Origin of the sequence: Bartonella sp. B1099, assembly GCF_944801835.1 — a bacterium.
Classification (GTDB): Bacteria; Pseudomonadota; Alphaproteobacteria; order Rhizobiales; family Rhizobiaceae; genus Bartonella.
Genome location: NZ_CALYLN010000004.1, coordinates 40,001 through 64,155, shown reverse-complemented (window position 1 = coordinate 64,155; position 24,155 = coordinate 40,001). Strand labels below are relative to the sequence as shown.

Here is a 24,155-nt window from a genome sequence, read left to right as displayed (position 1 = left end):
GAATTTATGGTTGTATTGTCGATATAGATTGTATCATTAAAATGCTAATATATTGAAATATAATGTTTTTAATTTTCTCTCATTTAAAAAAAATAATATAGGTTCTAAAAAGAACTGACAAAAGTCTATTAAAAATGATTTTGCTCATCTCTATAGTTATCAGTTTCTCTTTAGATGTTTTCATAAAAAGCAATAAATCACAATTATCCTATTTATAATCTCTCTTATGAAAATGAAAAATGATGCGGTGGCTATAAAGAATATAACAGCTATAAAGCACGCGTGAAAAAAGCAGGGTTTCATAATCATAATGCATTTTCATAATCACAATGCAAATGAAAGCATGATTATAAAGACAATCCCTATAAAAGGCTGTTAAGTTGCAAATGTGTTATAAAAGAAATTAACAGAAATCTTAAAAACCATTTAGTGAAAAACAAGATAGGTTATAAAGTTAAAAATACGCATGATGAGAGCGTTTATAAACATTATAAATGTATATAGATTCAAAAAATAATGCAATCGTTTAAGAAAGCCTATAATATAGCTTTAAAAGCATATAATACAAAAGAAGCAATTCATAAGCATATGATAAATATTTACACACAATGCATTTAAAAAAATCATAAAAAATATCAAAAAAGATAAAATATTATTTGACAATAAATACGTATTTTGTTATATAAATAATCAAGTGATGAAAACACTTGTGATTAGCGGATAAACCACGAAAAGGTTTCTCCCATTTTTTTAAAAACTGACTGTCTTTTGTGCTTTAATTGGCATATAACGATTTATGTCGGGTGTGGTCACACCATACAATACTCTTTATGAGAAAAGTGTGACGACGGACTAATCACCGTGTTTTCAACGCCCGGCGCTCTTTTATGGTTGTCAATTGAAAACTTTTTTGATTAGAAAGAATTTCCAATGAAAAAATACGAATTTACGAATGAAACATGTTGCGTGGCTGGTCATACTTTACACCGCATTAAAGCCATTAGAGATTTTGCTGATATCAAAGCAGGTACTTTAGGTGGCTTTATTGAAAAGGAAAGAAACTTATCACATGATGGTAATTGTTGGGTAGCTAATGAGGCTTGTGTTTATAATAATGCTCTTATTTCTGATAATGCTACTGTTTTTAATTATGCGAGTGTTTTCGATAATGCAACGGTTTGTGATAATGCAAAGGTGTTTGATTTTGCTAGTGTTTATGACAATGCAAAAATTGCTGATAATGCCTTGGTTTGTGGGTATGCTTTTGTTTACAAATATGCTCATGTTTTTAATAACGCCACTGTATGTGATAAGGCTGTTATAAGAGACAAGGCAAAAGTTTATGGGAATGCTTTTATTAATTGGTATACGCGTGTTGAGGACAATGAAACGATTAATTTTGCATCTAAAATTTGTGATGATGCTTGTGTCTCTTTACCTATAACAAAAAAATATGAATTTACGAATGAAACTAAGATTATTGAAGGGTTTACCTTACACCGTATTAAAGCCATTAGAGATTTTGATGATATCAAAGCAGGTACCTTAGGTGGTTTTATTGAAAATGAAAGCAACCTATCCCATGATGGTCATTGCTGGGTTTATGATAATGCTACCGTTTTTTGGGATGCTGTCGTTTCTGACAATGCAAAAATACATGATAATGCCCGTGTCAATAGAAATGCAAAAATTTATGGCAATGCCGTGGTTAATGATGATGCATGGGTTTTCGGTGCGAATGCGCATGTTTATGGCAATGCAAAAATTAAGGACAATGCTATCGTTCGTGGTCAAGTTTATGGCAATGCCTTTGTTTGTAATAAAGCTAATATCATTTTTGATGCAAAAATCTATGACAATGCGAAAATTGCTGATAATGCTTATGTAAGGGGCTTTATTTATGGCAATGCAAAAATATTAGGCTCTGCTCGTATTGATTGGGCTGCTCATGTTTACGATAATGCCGTCGTTTCTGACAATGTATATATTAGTCACTCAGTAAAAATCTCTGACAATGCTATCGTTAATGGCAATCAAAAAATTTATGATGATATTGGTAATAATAACAAAACCATAAAAGACGTTGCGTAATTGAATGCGCGGGCGCGGCGGGGGCGCCTGCTTTCTAACCAAATTCTTTCATTTTAAAAATTGAATCTTCTTTATAAAGGAATTGTGCTATGCAAAAAAAGTTTGCACTCACAAATGAGACACGTGTATTAAATAATCAAACTCTTTATCGTATTAAAGCATTAAGAGACTTTGCTGATGTTAAGGCTGGGGATTTAGGTGGTTTTATTGAAAATGAAAGCAACCTCTCTCATGATGGCAATTGCTGGGTGTATGATAATGCTCTTGTTTTAAATACTGCCTATATTTATGAAAATGCAAAAGTTTCTAATAACGCTATTATCATGGGCTTTGTTTATGGCAATGCGCATGTTTGTGACCGCGCCCGCGTTTATGCAAATGCTCATGTTTATGACAATGCGCATCTTTCTTATAACGCTTGGGTTTATCAATATGCAAGGGTTTATGGGAATGCAAAATTATCAGGGAGTGCACGTATTCATAGTAATGCCGTGGTTTATGACCATGCTGTTGTGAGTGGCGCTTGCAAAATTTATGGCAAGGTTTATGGCAATGCTAGCGTAGGGGGCAATGCTGATGTTTATGGCTCTGTTTATGGCAATGCGAAAATCTCTGATCATATCGTGATTAGAGGCAATGTCTATGGCAATGCAAGGTTAAAAAGACATAGCGGTTTATGTTCGGTTCCAAAAAATTGTGTGGTTTATGAAAGCGATCACGTTGTCAAGATTATTGAAAATAAAGCAGCATAATTGAATGCTCGGGCGTTGCGGGGGCGCCCTTCTTTTAAATTTTCCATTCCAAATTTTAGTAAACGTTTATCACATTAGATTGTGAGGGTATCCTTATGTCTAAAAAATATGAATTAACCAATCAAACAAAACAAATTAAAGATAGATTAACAAAACAAATTACAAACCTTTATCGCATTCGGGCTTTAAAAGATTTTGATGATGTCAAGGCTGGCGATCTAGGTGGCTATATCGAAAATGAAAGCAACTTATCACACTATGGCAATTGCTGGGTTTATGATGAGGCTCTTGTCTATGGCTATGCTCATGTTTCTGATCATGCTAAAGTAAGGCATCTTTCTCATGTGCGGGGGCGTGTCTATGGCAATGCTGAGGTTTATGGCAAGGCTGTAATCACTCGATATGCAAAAATTTATGACCATGCTTGTGTCTATGACAGTGCTCATGTCGCAGGGAATGTTTATGGCAAAGCTCATGTGAGTGGTTGCGCCCGTGTTTATAGCAATTCCCATATTTATAATCATGCGCGCGTTTCTCATGATGCTTTTGTTTATGATCATGCAAGGATCTATGGTCATTCAAAGGTTTCTGGGTCTGCTTGTATTTACAGCAGTGCAAAAATTTATGGACAAGCTGCTATCAAAGGCTTTGCAAAGATTTATGGCAAGGTCTATGGCAATGCTATAGTGAGTGGTCGTGCCGCGGTTTATGGCTCTGTTTATGGCAATGCGAAAATCTCTGGTTATGTCAAGGTTTGGGGTCGTGCCTATGGAAGAGCAAAAATAGATACACAAAGTAAAATAAGATTGGTTCCCGATAATTATGAGGTCTATAAAAGCGATGAGGTTGTAAAGATTGAGAAATAAAACAAATAATAGTGTGTGAGTGCCTTCTTTATGGCTATAAATGCATTATAAGCATTGTTTAAAACGTATCATAAAAGAGAGAATTCAAAAAGAAAGCCGTGCCTTAATATGACGCGGCTTTCTAATTTTGATTCTAATGATTAAAATTAATCACCCACAATGGAGTAATGCATGCCTATATACAAAACGTATTATATTGCAAGCGTTTTCTTGTTTTTATGAAAACTTATCAAAAGGAACATAAATGATGGGTATCATCTTGATAGCATTCATTTGAATGAGAGAAACTATAAACGCTTGTTATGGCTATCAAACGTATTAATAAAATGCCCTTTTCTTTAAAGAGATTCATTTGAAATAAAGCACATGATCAAAATGCATCTTAAAACGTTTAAAAGTACTGACCTCGAAATTAAGTTGAGTGAATTCAAATAACGCATTTTCTAAAATCAAACATATCAAACAAATCAAAATGCTTTTATAAAATATAAGTTTTTAAGATTTGCTCTGCTGTGAAATCTAGATCTTCTTTTTTTGGTAAATGAAACGTTCTCAAGAGCAAATGATAACTAAATTATAACTGTTATAAAAAGAGGTTTTAAACGTTTTTTATAAAGATCTCATTTTATGTTTCAAACGTTTAAACGTTCACTTAAAGAGATTCTCATAAGCATCTTTTCATTTTGCACTCAATTAACCAATCCAATTTTGGAGGCATTAACTTTAGAATAGAGCATTTTTTGAACAGCATTGTTTTTTCTAAAAATTAAGTAAAATCCCATGCCTTTATGATGCTACAATGGTTTTGAATTGTGTTTGCTTATCTTTGTTTCAATAGGCGCCCCCATTTAACTTTGTATTTTTAAACGATAACTTTTAAAACGTTTTTTGATAGCTTGCTTGCATACGTCAAAAAAAGCTTTTGATCATAAGATATAACGTTTTGAATTTCATATCTGCTATTTCGTACCTCGGTAAAAAAATACCGTGGTTATAAAACTGATCTTATCTTTAAATATTTTATGCGCCCTTAATAAATGAAAATCTATAAGCTTATAACAGTTTTAAATGATTACCCTCTTATAGAATGATCTAATATTGCTATAACATCTTTAGATTTTACGCTTCTCAATTTTGGTAAATGTTAATTTGTTCTTTTTATGCGATTAAGAATCCAAGCTTTAAAACAAGCTGTGATCTTTAAACGTATGGTATCGATAATTTAAAACGACTAAATTTTTAATAATGCGATTTGTGAGTGATAAAAACGTATCATAAAATTTATGAACCGTTATGAATGATAACTGCTTTTCATTTTATTTGAATACACACATGCGTTATAATATTCGCATCATGATTTGCTTTTTATGCTCTATTTATACATGGCAATTGTTTATAAAAAATGGTCAATTTAAACATGCATAAAAGGATGGATTCTTAAGTGGATTCATATAAAATAAATTCACATAAGATACTGAATTTACTATGTTTTTATGCAATAAATGTTTCCGGGGTCTGGAAGTGCTGACATCGAATCAACCTCTTGCTTTTAGTGCTTAAGATGCACTTGGACATAACAAGAGCCCCCGGAAATTCCGGGACACCCGCAAAGCGGATTCATTCTGCGTTCGATGTTAGGGCTTCCAGGCCCTATTTGATCGTCGCGTATACGACCAAAAACACAATCCCCCTTCATAAGGCAATAGCTTTCAATCGTCAATTGAAATTACAGCCCATTTTCCTTGTTGGTTTTTTCAAGTTTTGATGTCATCAAGGCATCCACGATAGATAAAAATATCGTTTGAGAGACTTTGAAAAGTTGTAAAGTCGAATTGTAAAATTCTTTTTCTCAAGACACTAAGATATCATCTTGATAGAAGTTTAATAACAGTGGGCTTTTGAAAGAAAAATTGCCTAAAGAGTGTTTATTTTTTATGAGTTGTTTTTTCATTGTTTTGCAAAGGACGCGCTTCTGAAGCAAGCATAATGGGAACACCATCACGAATAGGATAGGCAAGTTTGGCTTTGAGAGAAATAAGCTCTTGTGTTTTTCGGTTGAAAGAAAGCGTGCCTTTCGTCATTGGGCAGACAAGCAATTCGAGCATTTTAGGATCTGTGGTCATTTTTTTCATGTTTTTACGTTCATTAGTTTAAACGATAATCTGTTCCTGTTTGTTTCATGAGGGAGCGTTCTGTTAATGCGAGAAGCGTTTGGGCACGACTTTTGATATCGGGGGCTTCAAGGAGAGCTTGTTTTTCTGCCGGTGTAAAGGGAATAAGCGCTGAAAAAGCATTCACCAATATCGGTGTTGGGGCTTCTATGATACTGCTCCAATTATATTCCATTTCATGAATGGTCAGATATTTCTCAACAACATCAAGTAAGCTTTCTCGATGAATGCTTTCTTCAATATCGAGTTCTTGTAAGTCTTTGATGTTTGATTGGATGAGAGCTGTTCGATAGGACTTTGTATTTGTCAATTCTTGTTCTAAGGTGAAACGGCAAACACCTTGTAAGATAATGAACAGTTGTCCATTACCGGTTTCACTGTAGTTTGTAATACGTCCTATACAACCTGTTTTATAAAGTTGTGTAGAAAAGCGGTCCGTATCCGATGAAAGGGGTTGAATAATGCCCAAGAGACGATCGGATACCATAACATTTTCAATCATTTCAAGCGATTCTGGTTCAAAAATGTTGAGCGATAAAAACCCCCCGGGCAGTAAGAGTGCACCTTCTAAAGGGAAAAGAGCAATTTGCTTTGGAAGATCATTTTCGCAATTGTAGGAGATATTACCAGCTTTCATGAGTATATTGTGACCTTTATTCGGTAATTTTAGCCTGTCAATCGTTGCATTTTACGACATTATTAAGAAAGCAGAAAATCCACTTCTTGTGCATTAAAATCAACCTTATACAATACTTGAAGTCTTTATTCTTGATTCTTAAAAGGATATAAAACCCTACTCTTAAGGTTGAATTGCACACGAAAGAATACTGCTTTGCGATCTTTTTAGTGTGTGACGTTTTGCACGATTTTCAAGAGGTATTTTTGCTTATCACTTTTGATTTTTGTTCTAAATTTCCTAAAATGTGTTCCTTACAATTTTTGTAAGCTTCAAAAGGAGGCTATTATAAATCTTTTGAAGCAGCTTATGCAAGTTTTAAAATATGCAAGTTTTAAAATGAGAGTACGTTTATCACTTTACTAATGACAGTGCGATAAAGATAGGTTATAGATTAGCACATGCTGGAAAGAGCGTTATCGTTTCTTTCATTCTTTTGCGGGAGAGTGCAGATTGCAAGTTTTCGCATTGCCGCCGAAGGGGAAATAGCCCATAATCTCTCAGGCTTTAAGGACCGTAAAAGGAGGAAGGCAGATCTGGAAAGTCGGGAGAGCCCGCGCCGAAGGTGTAAGCGAAAGTCTTTTCGCGAGTCTCTCAGGTTGATGACAGAGGGGTGCAGAGACGACCATATTGTGTGGGCGTTAGCGCAGCTTTGGAGTTATTATGGGCACACAACAAGAAACATCTTTTTTAAAAACACTTCCTTTATATGATCTGCATGAAAAAGCAGGAGCAAAATTTGGTGCTTTTGCGGGGTGGAATATGCCTTTAACTTATCCTCTTGGCGTTTTGAAAGAACATCTTCATACCCGTGCACATGCAGGACTTTTTGATATTTCTCATATGAAATTGATTGCCGTTGAAGGGGCACAAGCCGTAGAATTTTTATCCTATGCTTTTCCTATTGATGCAGCAGCTTTAAAGATTGGGCACTCACGGTATAATTATTTGCTAAATGAGCAGGCTGGTATTCTTGATGATCTGATCATTACTCGTTTGGATGAGCACCGTTTTATGTTGGTTGCCAATGCCGGGAATGCACAGGCTGATTTTGAAGAACTGAAAAAGCGTGCTGGTGATTTTGAATGTCAAGTGATTGCCCTTGAAAGGGTATTGCTTGCTCTTCAAGGTCCTGAAGCCGCAGCTGTTCTGGCTGATGCCGATTTGCCAGGGAATGAATTGTTCTTTATGCAGGGATTCGAACCACAACAAGATTGGTTTATAACGCGTTCTGGGTATACCGGAGAGGATGGTTTTGAAATTGCTTTGCCCATAGGGCATGCGCATATGTTGGCTGAAAAATTGCTGAGTGATTCGCGTGTTGAGTGGATTGGACTTGCTGCACGCGATAGCTTGCGGTTGGAAGCAGGGTTGTGTTTGCATGGAAATGATATTACCCCTGAGACGACACCTATTGATGCAGCTTTAACATGGGCTGTTCCTAAAAGTGTCCGAGAAAAAGCACAATTTTACGGTGCAAAGGCTTTTCTTGAAGCGCTGCAAAAAGGACCTGATCGTTGTCGTGTTGGATTAAAACCGCAAACGCGCCAACCTATTCGTGCCGGTGCGGTGCTTCTCGATGAACAGGGCAATGAGATTGGCGTGGTAACATCCGGTGGTTTTGGTCCTTCTTTTGATGGTCCTGTCGCGATGGGGTATGTTCCTGTTGCGTGTAAAGTTGAAGGAACAGAAGTCTTTACAGAATTGCGAGGCAAAAAGATTGCACTTTCAGTGCATTCTCTTCCCTTTGTTGAACAACGTTATTTTAAAGGATGATTTTTTATGTCTAAAACTTATTTTACACAAGACCACGAATGGCTTAGCGTTGAAGGACAAATGGTGACTGTTGGGGTTACACATTATGCGCAAGAGCAATTAGGCGATTTGGTTTTTGTTGATTTACCCCAAAGTGGGACAAAACTTTCCAAAGGTGAGGCGGCGGCTGTTGTGGAATCCGTTAAAGCAGCTTCAGATGTTTATTCTCCTCTTGATGGTGAAGTGGTCGAAATCAATGAAGCACTGGCTGATAATCCTGAACTGGTAAACCAGAAAGCCGAAACAGAAGGCTGGTTATGGAAAATGACAGTGCAGGATGAAACACAACTGGAAGGGTTGTTGGATGAAGATGCTTATAAAGCTTTGATTGGATGAGTGTCATGATCGAGCGTTCTTTTTCTTCTCGACATATTGGGCTGCATCCTGATGAAACACAAAAAATGCTTGATGTTTTAGAGCTCGATAGTGTTGATACACTCATTTCTCAAGCGGTTCCCAATTCTATCCATTTGGGACGTTCACTGAACCTTCCCAAGGCTGCGAGTGAGAGCCAAGCCTTGGAAGAACTCTCCAACATGATGGCGCGTAATTGTGTGCACAAAAGTTTTATTGGGCAAGGATATCATGGAACATTTGTGCCTCCGGTTATTTTACGAAATTTGTTTGAAAATCCAGCTTGGTATACCGCTTATACGCCGTATCAAGCAGAAATTAGTCAAGGTCGTTTAGAACTCCTGTTTTATTTTCAGACATTGATCAGTGAACTGACAGGTTTGCCTGTTGCTGCTGCTTCTCTTCTTGATGAAGCAACTGCTTTAGCGGAAGCCAATGCTCTTGCTTTTCGTTTTGCGCGGGAGAAAAAAACAAAAATTTCTCTTCAGAGTCTTTTACATCCTCAGACTTTGAGTGTTGTGCAAACGCGTGCTGAAACACAAGGCATTCGGATCAGCTTTGAGAGAGAAATTTGTTCTGATACAGCGGCAATTGTTCTCTCTTGGCCCGATACAAAAGGTTCTTTTCATGATTATAGTGAGGTCATAAAAGAGGCAAAGGAAAAAGGTGCGCTGGTTATTGTTGTGGCTGATCCTTTAGCGCTTACGCTTATGGAAGCACCGGCAAAATGGGGCGCAGACATTGTTGTCGGTTCGATGCAGCGTTATGGTGTTCCGATGGGGTTTGGTGGTCCCCATGCTGGCTACCTTGCGGTGAGTGATGCGCTCACACGCCTTATTCCAGGGCGTATAGTGGGGCAATCCGTCGATACAGAAGGGCGCGTTGGTTTTCGTTTAGCTTTGCAAACACGTGAACAACATATTCGACGGGATAAAGCGACATCAAATATTTGTACAGCTCAGGCTTTGTTGGCTAATATGGCAACCGCTTATGCTGTTTGGCATGGGCCAAAAGGCTTACAAGAAATTGCACAGCGGATTCATCATTTAACATGTCGTTTTGTTGCTGGTTTAGAGGCTGCTGGTGTTTCTTGTGAAGGTGAAGCTTTTTTTGATTGTGTTAGCATTGTTGTGAAGGGAAAAGCGCGAGAAATTGCGCATCAAGCCAAGATGAGTGGGCGTCTTGTTCGTGTTCTCGATGATGATACCATTGCAATCAATTTTGATGAATTGTCGACAGAAGAAGATGCTGCTGCTCTAGCACAGCTTTGGGGTGCGCAACTCGTTGATCAAGTTTCTCCACGACTCTTTGGTCAAAGGCGGGATGCTGCTTTTCTTTCTCAACCCTTTTTTCATGCGGTTCATTCAGAGACAGATATGATGCGCTTTTTGCGTCGTTTAGCCGATAAGGATTTGGCGTTGGATCGTGCGATGATCCCTCTTGGTTCTTGTACAATGAAGCTTAATGCGGCGGCTGAATTGATGCCTGTAAGTTGGGCGAGCATGGCCAATATACATCCTTTTGTTTCACAAGAGGATGCGGCGGGTTATTTGGAGATGATCAATCAATTAAATGCGTGGTTGTGTGAAATTACAGGATTTGCGCAAGTGTCTTTTCAGCCAAATTCTGGTGCTCAAGGTGAATATGCAGGGCTTTTGGCTATTCGACGCTATTACCACTCACGGGGAGAACATCAACGGACTATTTGTCTTATTCCTGCTTCTGCGCATGGTACAAACCCAGCTTCGGCACATATGGCGGGCATGGAAGTTGTGGTGGTAAAATGTTTAAGTGATGGCGATGTTGATGTGGATGATCTCAAAATGAAAGCGCAATTGCATAAGGATAAATTGGCTGCTCTCATGATTACTTATCCTTCAACCCATGGTGTTTATGAAGAAAGTATTAAGGAAATTTGTTCCATTATTCATGAAAATGGCGGACAAGTTTATTTTGATGGCGCTAATCTCAATGCACTTGTGGGGCTTGCTCGTCCTGCAGATATTGGGGCTGATGTTTGTCATATGAATCTGCATAAAACATTTGCTATTCCCCATGGAGGGGGTGGTCCTGGGATGGGGCCAATTGGGGTTGCGGCGCATCTCAAACTGTTTTTACCAGGGCATGAACAAGATAGCACAACCCATGCAGTTTCAGCAGCGCCTTATGGAAGTGCGTCTATTCTTGCCATTACGTGGATGTATATTCGAATGATGGGTGCTGATGGCTTAAAATATGCAACACAAATAGCTATTTTAAATGCTAATTATATTGCTGCACGTCTTTCACCCACTTATTCCATTCTTTATCGGGGCAAACATGGACGTGTTGCTCACGAATGTATTGTGGATACACGCCTGTTGAAAGATCAGTATGGGGTGAGTGTTGATGATATTGCAAAACGTCTCATTGATTATGGATTCCATGCGCCCACGATGTCGTTTCCTGTTCCGGGAACTTTGATGATTGAGCCAACGGAATCAGAACCAAAAGCAGAAATTGACCGTTTTTGTGATGCATTACTCTCGATTGCTGAAGAAGCAAAAAAAGTTGGGAATGGGGTTTGGCCAAAAGACAATAATCCATTGGTGAATGCCCCGCATACAGTCGCAGATACTTTAGATGATGCTTGGGCGCGACCCTATTCGCGACAAGAAGCTGCTTTTCCCAATAGTTCCCTTGATCCAGCCAATAAATATTGGCCTCCTGTATCGCGGATTGATAATGTTGCGGGAGATAGAATGCTTATTTGTTCGTGTCCCCCCTTGGGAAATACTTATTAAATAAAAAATATGTACTTAATTTGTTTATTTGTATAAAGAAAAAAAGCCCACACATTTTGTGTGGGCTTTGTGTTTATTGAGCCATGCTCCTATGGCGTTATTTGTCTATTTTCTAGAATTTTTCCTTGTTTTTATAACATGAGCAAAATCGAAAAAGTTGACAAAAAAGCTGTACTTTGTAAGCGATAGGTATACTCTCCTTTTTTTCTATCGTATGACATGGTTTGAGTTGACTAGGCGCATCGGTTATTTCTAAGCCAGCCAATCTCCACATAAACGAAAGCAAAACCTATGGGGATAGGGTTCACAGTCTTGTTACATGGGGTGTGACATGCTATTCTCACTAAAAAGACTATGATCGGTTGCAGAAGGAATAAATTCACTTTTAGTGCTTTTAATCATAAAGGTATACGAAACTTTGTTGTTGTATCTCGTCAACTTTTCAGATTTTCGAGCCAAGCATTGTCTAAATATTTCTCTTCTACCGACTTTTTATGAAGATGACGCAAAAAATATGGATGAACACCTGTCAGAATAAGTAAACATAAAGCCAAATGAAATGGTATTATGGTTGTTTTTTACAGAGTCCCTTCATAAAAAGCCGACACATTTTTCTAGTTTATTGCAAATCAGTTTTTGACTTTATGGCTTAATTTTTTTAAGAGCGCGTGTGCTTTAGCTGTTGCCCATCAATCAATACCCAAACCTAACACAGCAGCATATTTGCGATAGAGAGTGAGGCAAAAAAGGGCTTTATGAACAGTTCCAGCTTTTTCATGGCTGTATGCCAGATGAGGGCGAGGGATTGTCTATCTCTGTTGGGGTAATCTTTAAAACTGAAAGACAATCTCATTTTGGAAAAATGTAAAAGCTGTAAAGACGAAAATCAATCCTCAGTTTGTCATCTCCTTTTAATTCAGCTTTACGGCTTTCAAAAACATCTAAAGTCATGTTTTTTAAAGAATGGAGATTTCACATTGCCCCATGTTTTTGGTTTATTGTGTTCTTTAATAGGGGCATGACCTTCATGTAAAACAGAATACCCTAAACAGAATATACTTGGGGTGTTAATTCACCTGTTTGTTTAGAAGAGACATTTTTCTCCCAATCCTATTTCGCGACGGTGCCTGTGAATAGTACACTGTGAATGGGATAATGATAAATCTATTGAGCACTCCTATTTTTACCCTTCATAAAGGAGTAAGCCGGCACTATCACACACTTTGTCCGCGTCTAATGGTGTATAAGCCCTTGGTACTTGAGAGGAGTCATAAGAGGTCTTATTTCTTAATCTTAAATCATTTTTTCTATATGTTGCAGTCCAGCTTGTGATATGCAAAAGAATAAATCATGATTGCTTCATGATGAAAAAAGCTAGAAATAAAAGAAACTTATGAGATTGGTTGTCTTGTTCGATATAGAGAGAATGACTAATTTGACATTAATTTTAAAAATTTGGTAATAAACTCTTTCTCGTTCATTTATGTGAGAAAAAAGTTCAATTTTTGTGTTTTGGCTAACGTTTACTCTTATAAAACAGCTCATTAACTCGTCTATTCTGAGAATTTTGTAAATGGGTGGTGTCTCATGACCATGCTATGCGATTGATAGCTGTAAAATCTTTCTTAGAAGCTCTCTGATTTTCTAAAATGATGATTTGTATCGGTTTATTTATTTAAAAAGCCTTTAGGTGTAAATGTATTTATAGCGTGATCCAAGAGATGTTAGAATTTCATTGGGAAGGGTGTTGGCATCTAGAGATATTTTTTCAAGTGTTTGATGGGGACCAATGAGTTCTACCCAGTCACCTGTTTGAGGTTTTTGATCAAGATCGGTTGTATCTACAATAATGGAATCCATAGAAACGCGTCCAACCATGGGAAGTTTGTGCCCATTGAAATAAACAGCTCCTTTATTTGAAAGAGCACGAAGCCAACCATCTGCATAGCCAATAGAAATGGTTGCAAGAGTGCTTGGTCTGTTGGTTATAAAGCTTTCTCCATAACCAACAGGTGCTCCTGCACCAACAACACGGTTTTGAATGACTTGGGCTTCAAGTTTTAAAACAGGTTTTAGAAGGGATGGGTGTTTTCCTGAAGAGTCGATTCCATAAAGTGCAATACCGGGGCGAACGAGGTCAAAATAAAAATCTGAACCTAAAAAAATACCTCCAGAATTTGCAAAGGAAACTTTACAAGGGGGCAATTGTGCAAGGGCTGTTTTGAAAGAAGTTAATTGGGTATAATTTGATGGGTGAGTATCATCCTCTCCGTTAGCAAGGTGGCTGAGAATATATTTTATGTCTGCGTTTTCAAAAATTGTAGGGCGTTTGATGAGTTTTTGTAATTCTTTTTGATCAAGTCCTAATCGGTTCATATGGGTATCGATCTGAACAATTGCTGGAAATTTTTTATCCTTTTTTTGACAAATCTTTTGCCAAATTTCAATGGCATTCCAAGAGTTTAGGACAGGAACAATACCAGACTGTGCGACAAACTCTTCTGCTAAGTGTGGAAGTCCATTTAGAAGAGCAATCGTGACATCTGATGGTAAAATGCTTTTTAAGTGCAATGCTTCTCTGATTTGAGCAACAAAAAAAGTACGACAACCCGCTTGATAAAGGGCAGGGGCAATTTTGTGAGCACCTAGCCCATAGGCATTTGCTTTGACAACGGCTGAACATTGTGTTGGCGCCACCCGTTTGGCTAAAGTGTTATAATTGGCCACAATAGCACTGACATCAATGGTTGCAACAGCTGTATAGAGGTGTGTATTTATTTCATCATTAACGGATTTGTTCATTTTAAAATCTTATCTGTGTTCGTGCGTACGGCTTTTTCTTTGGTTATGTTACAGAGGTTTCTTAGGATACAAGGAAAAGATACTGTTTGCGACGATCAAAATCATAAATCTCCCATACTGAATTATGTACCATGAAATCGTTTTTTTATGTAAAATAGTACTCTGGATATAAGAGATATTTTAGTTTTATTTGTGTTGTTAGCAACACGGTGCCTTCTGATAATTTGCAAAACATAGACTTTTGTTTTTTACTTATTTTCTCTTGTTGAGGCATATTAAAAAAATAAAGCATAATTTATTGTATTGTATCATTTTGAAGAGTGCAATGTTATGCTGTTGGTTGCGGATGAGGTTGTTTTGATTAACATACATGGCTTTCTTAACAATGGAAAATATGCGTTGTGTGTTAAAGGCGAAGAGAGTGCAGTGATTGTTTAAGGCTCAAAATTTTTATTTTTCTTTGAATATGATTTGTATTGGCATTTTCTTCATTCGATTAATTTGGACATAAAAATGTTAATCTTTAAGACTTTTGTTTTAAGAAAATTGTTGGCAGATGTTTATGCAAGTATTATATCACGTCAGGGACTCGAAACTTAACGTTCAATAAAGATATGGGGAAGAGTATGAATACGTCTGCTACCAATGTTCCGTCAAACAGCAGCAGCGTTGCTTCAAATTTTCCGATTCCTGAGAATGTATACGCTCTTACTGTTCAAGAAGTTTATCATTATACAGATCGTTTGTTTAAATTTCGCTTGAATCGTCCGGAAAGTTTTCGTTTTCGTTCGGGTGAATTTGTTATGATCGGTTTGCCAAATGCAGAAAAGCCGATTTATCGCGCTTATTCGATTGCAAGTCCCTTTTGGGATGAACAGCTTGAGTTTTTTTCGATAAAAGTTCCAGGAGGGCCATTAACTGAGCATCTGCAAAAAATTAAAATTGGTGATACAGTGCTTATGCGTAAAAAATCTACAGGAACGCTGGTTCTTGATGCTCTTATTCCTGGAAAACGCCTTTATCTTCTTTCAACTGGTACGGGGATTGCTCCTTTTGCAAGCCTTATTCGTGATCCTGACACTTATGAGAAATTTTCAGAAGTTATTCTTATTCAAACAACGCGTGAAAAGAATGAGTTGACTTATGCAAAAGACCTTGTTTGCTCTTTGCAACAAGATCCACTGATTGGGACATATGCACAACAGTTGAAATTTTATCCTATGACCACGCGTGAACCTTCCGAGCATATGGGACGCATTACGACTGTTATGGAGAGTGGTGCTTTTTTTGAAACGACTGGTTTACCAAAAATTTCTCCTGATGAAGATCGGGTGATGATTTGTGGTTCTATGGCAATGTTAAAAGATTGTGCAAGGATGTGTGAAGGTTTTGGTCTTGTTGAAGGGGCGAATAATGCCCCAGCGACTTATGTTGTAGAGCGTGCTTTTGTAGGGTGATGATGGGGCTGGTGCTTTTTTAAGCAACCGGCTTGTCCAGAATTTTTTCTGATGAAGATCGCGTGATGATTTGTGGTTCTATGGCAATGTTAAAAGATTGCGCAAGGATGTGTGAAAGCTTTGGTCTTGTTGAAGGGGCGAATAATGCTCCTGCAACTTATGTTGTAGAGCGTGCTTTTGTAGGGTGAGAGAGAAGTTTTGATGCCGTATGCGCTAAGGCACTCATCGAATCCCAATCCTTTATGGCAATGAGCTGTTGGGGCGTTATCCAAGAACCGCCAACGCAGAAGACGTTAGGAAGTTGGAGCCATTGTGTTGCACTCTTTTGTGTTAGACCGCCTGTAGGGCAAAAGAAAATTTCAGAAAAAGGAGAGGCTAACGCTTGGATGAAGGCAAGACTTCCAGCGGCTTTGGCAGGGAAAAATTTAAGATATGAATAGCCTTTATCGAATGCTTGCATGAGTTCACTTGGGGTCATTGCACCAGGAAGAAGCGGAATTTCACTATTTTTTGCACAATTGATTAATTCATTTGATAATCCAGGGCTTACGATAAATTTTGCTCCAGCTTGTTCAGCTTGTTCGTAGTGTGTTGTGTTGAGAACTGTTCCGGCTCCAACAATAGCTTCAGGGACTTCTTGTGTCATTATCTGAATTGCTTTGAGGGCGTGTGGTGTTCGCAAGGTGATCTCAATTGTTTTTAATCCGCCTTTGACAAGAGCACGTGCTAAAGGTACAGCATTTTGTAAATTGTCGATGGTCAAAATAGGTATAACGGTTTGTCCTTGGAGGTGTGATAAAAGGGTTTCTCTTTTTTGGCACATGATATTTTTTCTTTTTGGATATGGTATTGTTTATATCATTTGATTAAGCACAATATGTTAAAGAGTAAATGAATAGATCTTGAAATTGAATGAAACGCACGTTATGGCAAAAGACATGGAAAAGAATTTTAAAGTTGCTGCACTTTATTGCTTTGCAGATTTGAAGCATTATCGTCAATTACAAAAGCCTTTGCAGGATTTATGTCGGGCAAAGGATATCAAAGGGACCCTCCTTTTAGCACAAGAGGGAATTAATGGAACTGTTGCTGGTTCTTGTGGAGCGATTGAGGCGTTGATCGATTTTATTACAGCAGAGCCAGTGTTTCAAACACCGGAGATTAAATATTCATGGGCATCAAAAATGCCTTTTCATCGCATGAAAGTGCGGTTGAAAAAAGAAATTGTGACAATGGGGGTTGAAGGGGTTGATCCGCTAAAAGTTGTTGGGACTTATGTGGAGCCTGAAGAGTGGAATGCTCTTATTCAAGATGAAGAGACAATTTTGATCGATACCCGTAATGATTATGAATATGCAATTGGGAGTTTTCAAGGAGCGATTGATCCACAGATTAAAACATTTCGCGAATTTCCTGAATGGGTGCGTCAACATGAAGCTGATTTGAAGAAAAAAAAGAAAATTGCTATGTTTTGTACAGGCGGTATTCGTTGTGAAAAATCAACAGCGTATGTTCGTGAACTTGGTTATGAGCAAGTGTACCATTTAAAAGGAGGAATTCTGAAATATTTGGAAACGGTCCCAAAAGAGGAAAGTTTATGGTGGGGAGAATGCTTTGTTTTTGATGAGCGGGTTTCTGTGCAGCATGGTCTTGAGGAATGTGGACGCGAGCTCTGTCGCGCGTGTCGTTCTCCTTTGAATGCTGAAAGCAAATTATCGCCTCATTATGAGGAAGGTGTTTCTTGTGAGGCTTGTTATAATACGCGTAGTGAAGCGGATAGAGAGCGTTTTCGTGAGCGCCATAGGCAATTTCAATTGTTGAAGTTGCGTGCAATTGATGCGCATCAAGGAACATAAGGTATCGGTCGTGTAGGGATTTAAATTTTAGCGTTTTTTCTTACATTTAAGAGAAAAGCGTCTTTAATCTTCGTAGAAAAATATTTCATAAGACCGGATGTTATTCGGTCTTTTTCTTTACATTAATTTATTGATTGATAAATAATCATTATAGATTGTTCACTCTCCTTATTTAATAGGATTGTGTCTTTCAAATACCTTTCATTTTAAAATAGAAAAGCCGTTGACGAACAGTCTAGAACATTGATTTATAATAATTTACTGTTTCTATATTGAATCAATTAAAATCCATGTCTTTTGCACGTCACAAGCGAGGAAAGTCCTGTAGAGTAAAATGATACAAGAAAGACATGCCTCTTATGAATCTTCTTAAATGTCAAGAGCTGTTGCACATTGGTTCAGTGCGTGATGATGATCGGCTTGCTTTTTGATGAAGCTTAAAGATGGTGAAACACAGTTGAGTTATACTATACCAGCTCTATTATACAGTGATTTTACATGATCTCTTGCTTTAAGGATAGAGTGAAATGGATGTTGAAAGTACGGATGTTTTTTTAGGATATCAGTGAGCAAGATAAAGGGTGTTGGGGGGAAGAATATCATTATCTTTAAAGATGCTGCTGATTCAGCCCAGATATCCCCAGACTTCAATGTTGGGATTCCTCGCATTAAAAAGGATTTATAAGAGATATTTTACTCTTTTTTCAACTGTTTTGTAGCCACACGCTGTTTTACACTGGTGATGTGAAAAGACATGATTTTGATTGATGCATTGTAAGAGAGGGGGAAATGAAAGTATTTTAAGATTGGATTCTTGATCTAGGGTTAGAATAATGAAAGTATCAATTATAAATTAATATGTTGAGTGTGATATGTTGCGTTGTTTTCTATGGATGATGTTGGAAAATAGAATGGGAAAGCTAAACAAGAGGCGCTTTTAAAGCAAGATTGTGATTTCTGTTGTACGGATGGTGTAGGGGAGTGATCTCATAAAAGTGGGGGGATGGCTTTGTCTGGTGGCGGAGAGTGTTGCTTTTTAGCATCATGTTCTCTTTAAGAATTAAAAAATGTTTAAAAGTAAAAAAATGATTGAAATGAAAAAGGATTCGTTTTATAGGTCTCCTTGCCCAAAGTCGCACGTGCCTGTGGGTGTCCGCTGGTTCTCAAATGGTGAGATCAACCGGTACGGTACCTGGAACTAACCGCTCCAGTCATTCTTACAGCCAATTGCAAGAATGAGGACATCTTGAAGCAACGACGGTGCGGGCCTTTCTGGTGTCTTCCAGCTTTTAAATGCTGGGATTACTATAGAGGCACACCTCATTGCCTTCAGTGCGGAAGTAGTTTTCTTAACTCCAATCAAAAAGGCAGATAAAGTAGAATGACGCGGTTTTCGCGCTGTTCTTTCGCTGCATGCAATGCTAATTTCTGGTTTTTTGTAATCAGAATGGGGATGGTTGTTGTGTGTTCTTTGTCTTTTGGTTCTTGGCAGTTTTGGCTGTCCAAGCATAGAGTGGGGGAGCTTTCCCTCGAGGAGAATTGCAGATGGCAACGCAACGTATTCGCGATTTTCTTGCAACACATCGTTCTGAAGGTCCGTGTTTAATTGTTGACCTTGATGTTGTTCGTGACAACTATTTAAATTTTGAAAAAGCTCTGCCGCAGTCTCGTATTTTTTACGCAATAAAGGCGAACCCAGCCCCTGAGATCTTACGTTTGCTAAGTTTTTTAGGATCTTCTTTTGATGCGGCTTCTGTTGCAGAAATTGAAATGGCTTTAAAAGCAGGGGCGACGGGTGAGCGTATTTCTTTTGGGAATACAATTAAAAAAGAGCGTGATATTGCGCGTGCCTACGCATTGGGGGTTTCACTTTATGCCGTTGATTGTGTTGAAGAAGTGGAAAAAATTGCGCGTGCTGCCCCTGGAGCGCGTGTTTTTTGTCGAGTTCTTACCGATGGAAAAGGTGCAGAGTGGCCATTGTCACGCAAGTTTGGTTGTGTCCCTTCTATGGCGATTGATGTGCTAAAACGCGCACACCAATTAGGTTTGCAAGCCCATGGTGTTTCTTTTCATGTTGGATCTCAGCAAGTTGATCTAAGTGCGTGGGATCGTGCTTTATCGGATGTGGCTGCGGTTTTTAAAAATTTGGAACAAGAAGGTATTTCACTGAAGTTGGTGAATATGGGGGGTGGTTTTCCAACACGTTATTTGAAAGATGTTCCTACAGAACAAGTTTATGGTACGGCAGTTTTTGATTCATTAAAAAAGCATTTTGGTAATCGTATTCCTGAGACAATTATTGAGCCAGGGCGTGCGATGGTTGGCAATGCTGGTGTTATTCGCACAGAAGTTGTTCTGATCTCTAAAAAAGCTGATAATGATAATGTCCGATGGGTTTATCTTGATATTGGAAAATTTAATGGTCTTGCTGAAACGATGGATGAAGCCATTCGTTATCCTATTGAGACCCCTCATGATGATAAGGTTATGGAGCCTTGTATTTTAGCTGGACCAACATGCGATTCGGCAGATGTTCTCTATGAAAAAACACCTTATCCGCTTCCTTTATCTCTAACGATTGGAGATAAGATATTAATCCATGGAACGGGTGCTTACACAGCAACTTACGCATCTGTTGCCTTTAATGGTTTTGAGCCTTTACGATCGTATGTGATCTGAAATTTCCTTGTAACGATAGGTGTTTTTAGATTTTTTGCTGTGCTCGTATTGCACTATAAGAGGGTGGGTCATCGAGATGAACACGATTAATTTTCAAACAAAAAATGGGGCATGTTTTACACTTTTATTGGAGCAAGAAGCAGACAAGCCTTATCGAGAAATTTTGCTTGATGCAACGATGGGGCGTGGACGTAAACGTAAGTCATCAGAGGCTTTACGTCGTGGTCGGTTAGCGGCTCAAGGGCTTTCTTTTGTGGTTAAAAATGCGCTTGGTGAGCTTGTGGGGAGTGTGCGTCTTTGGCGTGTGTCTTTTTTAAAAGAAAAAAATGAAACACAACATGCTTTACTTTTGGGACCTTTGGCTGTTGCTACTGAATGTTCTGGTATGGGAATAGGATCCATTTTAGTCCACCATGCAATTGAAAGAGCCAAAAGATTAGGATATGGCGCTATTTTATTGGTAGGAGATTGTGAATTTTATCAACGTTTTGGTTTTTCAAATCGCTTAACAGAAAATTTAGCAATGCCTGGTCCTTACGAAAAGCATCGTTTTCAAGCCTTGGAACTGATACCACACTATCTTTCTGATTGTTATGGCACTTTGGTTGCGAGCGGGGAACGAGCCGTTTCTAGGCGTTTTCAGCATCATAAAGTGGCTTAAAGATTGTATTCATTCCGTTTTTCAACACTGCGAGCATTGAAAGAGCGCCTATTGGCAGGCAACAAAGGGTTTGTACAGAGCATAAAAAATAAAATCACATGTTTGAAAACTTCTTAAAAAACATATTCTTACTTCTTTACTCTAAAGGCAATGTTTTTCAAATGGTATGAGCGTGTCGAATACAGGATTCTCATTTCAAATTTCACATGCAGAATCAAAAAATCATTGTTCTATATAGAGTAGCAACCTCTGATCGTAAGGAAATTGGGACGTAAATAAAACTCAAAAGAATCATCAATCTTTTATGAAATACTTCAAAGAAAGAGGGCACCATGGAGAATAGGAAAAGAGAAAGGTGATCTATTCTCGTAAGCTTAAAAAGAGTGAAGCGTACAGAATCTTACAGGATCGTTTTTATGAAGACAGTAGCATAAAATAGATTGCCCGAAAGATGAGCACTCTCATGACAGGGCAAATATTCTTTTAATGATTTTTCTGCCCTATGATGAGAAGTCAGAAATCTTATAGAAAGAGCTGCTTTATTTTTATGGTGTAAAGCACTTTAGATAAGGTTTTTGTTTACTATCTTCTCCTCTAAAACAATTTTTTATATGAGAAGTTATTTTTTACTGCCTAAAGAGCCATGCACTGAAAAGAATTTTTATCAGCAAAAATCGTTTAGAATCATATGTAGGTTTGTCTTATCTCTTAAAAGGCAATAAAATTATAGAGAATAAAGGGAAGCAATAAAGTATTTCTCAATTTAGGTTAAGTCTAGTGGCTTGGTGGAGAATCAGTGAGGGGTGGTATTTTTTTAAGAAAAATGGTCATAAATGTCAAAAGACCAAAGATGATGGTGATGATAAAGAAAATATCACTCAAAGCCATAATCGTTGCTTGGATGCGCGCTATACCAAATAGTTGAGAAAGAGCAAGCGTATACGAATCAAAGGTTTCTGTTTTGAAGAATAAAGCAAGCTTTGAAAGCATTTCAGTTGCTTGTCTATTTGCGTGATTGAGCGTTTCGGCTATTCGTTCGTAGTGGAAGTCTGTGCGTTTTGTCATGAGAGTGCTGATAATGGCAAGCCCTACAGCCCCCCCTAGATTCCGTGTGAGATTAAAAAGTCCAGAAGCATTTTGCATGCGTTCTGGCGGAAGTGTTCCCAAGGCAATGTTATTAACAGGAACCATACATAACATGACAGAAGCACCACGGAAAACTTGTGGCCAAAAGAGTTGCCAAAAATCCCAGTTGTCTGTGATAGAACTTGCCATCCAAGTTCCTATTGCAAAGCCCAAAAGTCCTATCGCCATCATCAAACGTGGATCCATTCGTGCGGAAAGATATCCGGCAAGGGGGGCGGTTAATAGCATGACGAATCCTGAAAGAAACAATGTTTCTCCAATCATGAGAGCATCATAATGGCGGATTTGGCTCAGATAAACAGGATAAAGATATGTGAGTCCATAAAGACCTATTCCCAAAGAAAAGGAAAAAATGGATGCAGCAGAAAAATTAAAATTAGAAAAAGCCGTAAGATCAACAATAGGCTCTTTTGCCGTAAAAGCGCGCCAGAAGAAGAGGACGGCAGCAAGAATCATGATAATGAACAAATTTCGAATCAGTCTATCATTTAACCAATCATGACGTGCACCTTCTTCTAGTATATACTCTAAAGTCCCTAAAAAAACAGCCATAGAAATGAGTCCCAACCAATCAAATTTAGCCATGAGAGATGGGTTTGCTTTATCAAAATCAATTAATTTCCAAGCGAGAATTGAAATAATAATCCCAAAAGGCACATTGATGAGAAAAAGCCAGTGCCATGATAAGAGATGACAAAGATACCCCCCAACCGTTGGACCAATCGTTGGGGCGAGTGTTGCGACGAGTCCAACAATAGGGACGACAACTGGACGTTTGGAAGGAGGAAAAAGAACATAAGAGGCGACAAAAACGCTTGGAATAATTCCTCCACCAATAAAACCTTGCAATGCACGGTAGATAATCATCTCTTCAATGGATGTTGCTGTTGCACAAAGAATAGAGGTAATCGTAAATCCAATTGCCGAGATCGTAAAGAAAACGCGTGTTGAAAGCAATCTTCCTAAGAAGCCAGAAAGAGGTAACATGATGACTTCAGCGATGAGATAGGATGTTTGAACCCATGAAATTTCTTCAGAGCTTGCAGCAAGACCCGCTTGAACTTCTGCTAAAGAAGAGGCAACGATTTGGATATCCAAAATAGCCATGAACATGCCAAAGGCCATAACGATGAAAATCACAATGTTACGGATTTCTATGCGCTCTTGAGACTGTATGGGCTTTGGTATGGAAGATGTCATAATAATAAGGTCATTTTCTTGTTGTTATAAGAGACTTTTATCTTATGGTTGTGTGCGTGTATCAACTTCTACTGAAACACTCATTCCTGCTCGGATATGACCGGTCTTTAAGACTTCTTCTGGGATAGAGATCCGTACAGGAATACGTTGAACGATTTTGGTGAAATTACCAGTGGCATTTTGTGGAGGAAGAAGAGAAAAAACAGCACCTGTTGCGGGTGAAATAGAGAGCACTGTTCCTGTAAAGACCTCCTTTTTGAAGGCGTCAACAGCAATATAAGCCTTTTGTCCCGCATGAATATTTTGCAACTGTGTTTCTTTATAGTTTGCTTCAATATAAAGCGCATGAATAGGGACTAACGCTGCAAGACGTTGGCCATTTACGACAAAATCTCCTGTTTTTGCTGTTAAATTTCCTATAATTCCACCAAATGGCGCGCGTATAATGGTTGAATCAAGATCACGTTGTGCTTTTTCACGCGAAAGTTCTAAGCTCTTTGTTTGACTTTCTGTTTCATTTCGTTGTGCTTCTAGTACTTGAATATTGGCACGTGCCGCAGCGATTTGTGCATCTGCCCTATTAACATTGGCAAGGGCTTGTTCATAGGCTGATTTGGCATCATCAACATCTGATTGAGGGGCATAACGATTGGCTTTCAGTTCTGTTACACGTTTTAAGGTGAGTTGTGCATTGGTTGCTATGGCTGAAGCGGCTGCTTTTTGCGCTTTTGCATCATCTAAAGCACTGTGAGCAGCTGTAATTTGTGCATCAATGCGTAGAAGTGTTTTTTTCTGTGTGTTAAGATGCGCTTTTGTTTGATCTAAGGCTATTTGATAATCACCATT

Annotated in this window: 17 protein-coding genes and 1 riboswitch (1 of these 18 cut by a window edge); of the genes, 11 read left to right on the top strand and 6 right to left on the bottom strand. The window is 38.2% G+C overall.

The genetic code is table 11. The annotated features are described in order from the left end of the window. The first annotated feature begins 930 nt into the window (after positions 1-930). The 3 genes from NNJ73_RS09605 (at position 931) to NNJ73_RS09595 (ending at position 3,709) form a co-directional block, all read left to right on the top strand. Positions 931-2,091, top strand: a complete 1,161-nt coding sequence (locus NNJ73_RS09605) for a hypothetical protein (RefSeq protein ID WP_254493877.1) — start codon at positions 931-933, stop codon at positions 2,089-2,091. An 89-nt stretch (positions 2,092-2,180) separates the two neighbouring features. Next, on the top strand, positions 2,181-2,843 hold the full coding sequence (locus tag NNJ73_RS09600; RefSeq protein WP_254493875.1) for a hypothetical protein: 663 nt from the start codon (positions 2,181-2,183) through the stop codon (positions 2,841-2,843). A 95-nt stretch (positions 2,844-2,938) separates the two neighbouring features. Next, on the top strand, positions 2,939-3,709 hold the full coding sequence (locus NNJ73_RS09595; protein ID WP_254492194.1) for a hypothetical protein: 771 nt from the start codon (positions 2,939-2,941) through the stop codon (positions 3,707-3,709). 1,925 nt (positions 3,710-5,634) lie between these two features. On the opposite strand, the gene NNJ73_RS09590 is transcribed toward NNJ73_RS09595, so the two are convergent. Together NNJ73_RS09590 and NNJ73_RS09585 are read right to left on the bottom strand one after the other, a co-directional pair. Beyond that, the gene (locus NNJ73_RS09590; RefSeq protein WP_139412298.1) at positions 5,635-5,841 is read right to left on the bottom strand and encodes a Trm112 family protein; all 207 of its coding nucleotides are present in this window, start codon (positions 5,839-5,841) and stop codon (positions 5,635-5,637) included. A 13-nt stretch (positions 5,842-5,854) separates the two neighbouring features. Continuing rightward, complete coding sequence (locus tag NNJ73_RS09585) at positions 5,855-6,517, bottom strand: LON peptidase substrate-binding domain-containing protein (protein WP_144755123.1); 663 nt, start codon at positions 6,515-6,517, stop codon at positions 5,855-5,857. A 468-nt stretch (positions 6,518-6,985) separates the two neighbouring features. After that, a riboswitch (glycine riboswitch) is annotated at positions 6,986-7,083 on the top strand. Positions 7,084-7,219: 136 nt separating this feature from the next. On the opposite strand from NNJ73_RS09585, the gene gcvT reads away from it, so the two are divergent. From gcvT to gcvP, 3 genes are read left to right on the top strand one after another with little or no spacing between them, the layout of a single operon-like run. Further along, entirely contained in the window at positions 7,220-8,332 is a 1,113-nt protein-coding gene (gcvT, locus tag NNJ73_RS09580) for a glycine cleavage system aminomethyltransferase GcvT (RefSeq protein ID WP_254474646.1), read from the top strand. 6 nt (positions 8,333-8,338) lie between these two features. Further along, a complete protein-coding gene (gene gcvH / locus NNJ73_RS09575; RefSeq protein ID WP_139412301.1) occupies positions 8,339-8,707 on the top strand; it encodes a glycine cleavage system protein GcvH in 369 nt (122 codons plus the stop codon). Positions 8,708-8,712: 5 nt separating this feature from the next. Further along, a complete protein-coding gene (gene gcvP / locus NNJ73_RS09570; RefSeq protein ID WP_254493874.1) occupies positions 8,713-11,508 on the top strand; it encodes an aminomethyl-transferring glycine dehydrogenase in 2,796 nt (931 codons plus the stop codon). Positions 11,509-13,194: 1,686 nt separating this feature from the next. Here gcvP and alr read toward each other — a convergent pair. Next, positions 13,195-14,310 carry an alanine racemase gene (gene alr / locus NNJ73_RS09565; protein ID WP_254493873.1) on the bottom strand — a complete coding sequence of 372 codons (1,116 nt, stop codon included), beginning with the start codon at positions 14,308-14,310 and terminating at the stop codon, positions 13,195-13,197. 626 nt (positions 14,311-14,936) lie between these two features. Between alr and NNJ73_RS09560 the strand changes: the two genes are divergently transcribed. Together NNJ73_RS09560 and NNJ73_RS09555 are read left to right on the top strand one after the other, a co-directional pair. Continuing rightward, a complete protein-coding gene (locus NNJ73_RS09560; RefSeq protein ID WP_254493871.1) occupies positions 14,937-15,767 on the top strand; it encodes a ferredoxin--NADP reductase in 831 nt (276 codons plus the stop codon). A gap of 32 nt (positions 15,768-15,799) precedes the next feature. Next, a complete protein-coding gene (locus tag NNJ73_RS09555) occupies positions 15,800-15,955 on the top strand; it encodes a hypothetical protein (protein ID WP_254493870.1) in 156 nt (51 codons plus the stop codon). On the opposite strand, the gene eda is transcribed toward NNJ73_RS09555, so the two are convergent. Then, positions 15,925-16,590 carry a bifunctional 4-hydroxy-2-oxoglutarate aldolase/2-dehydro-3-deoxy-phosphogluconate aldolase gene (eda, locus tag NNJ73_RS09550; RefSeq protein WP_254493869.1) on the bottom strand — a complete coding sequence of 222 codons (666 nt, stop codon included), beginning with the start codon at positions 16,588-16,590 and terminating at the stop codon, positions 15,925-15,927. The two genes, NNJ73_RS09555 and eda, sit on opposite strands and share 31 nt — an antisense overlap. Positions 16,591-16,705: 115 nt before the next feature. On the opposite strand from eda, the gene NNJ73_RS09545 reads away from it, so the two are divergent. From NNJ73_RS09545 to NNJ73_RS09535, 3 genes are all read left to right on the top strand, one after another. Further along, positions 16,706-17,623, top strand: a complete 918-nt coding sequence (locus NNJ73_RS09545; protein WP_254493867.1) for a rhodanese-related sulfurtransferase — start codon at positions 16,706-16,708, stop codon at positions 17,621-17,623. A gap of 1,545 nt (positions 17,624-19,168) precedes the next feature. Then, a complete protein-coding gene (locus NNJ73_RS09540) occupies positions 19,169-20,302 on the top strand; it encodes a type III PLP-dependent enzyme (protein ID WP_254493865.1) in 1,134 nt (377 codons plus the stop codon). A 76-nt stretch (positions 20,303-20,378) separates the two neighbouring features. After that, positions 20,379-20,963 carry a GNAT family N-acetyltransferase gene (locus tag NNJ73_RS09535; RefSeq protein ID WP_254493864.1) on the top strand — a complete coding sequence of 195 codons (585 nt, stop codon included), beginning with the start codon at positions 20,379-20,381 and terminating at the stop codon, positions 20,961-20,963. 774 nt (positions 20,964-21,737) lie between these two features. Here NNJ73_RS09535 and NNJ73_RS09530 read toward each other — a convergent pair. Together NNJ73_RS09530 and NNJ73_RS09525 are read right to left on the bottom strand one after the other, a co-directional pair. Then, positions 21,738-23,309, bottom strand: a complete 1,572-nt coding sequence (locus NNJ73_RS09530) for a DHA2 family efflux MFS transporter permease subunit (RefSeq protein ID WP_254493863.1) — start codon at positions 23,307-23,309, stop codon at positions 21,738-21,740. 42 nt (positions 23,310-23,351) lie between these two features. Then, positions 23,352-24,155 carry the 3' portion of an HlyD family secretion protein gene (locus NNJ73_RS09525; RefSeq protein ID WP_254493861.1) on the bottom strand. It continues 273 nt past the right edge of the window, so only the last 804 of its 1,077 coding nucleotides appear in the window; the start codon falls outside the window, past its right edge — the gene reads right to left on this strand; its stop codon occupies positions 23,352-23,354.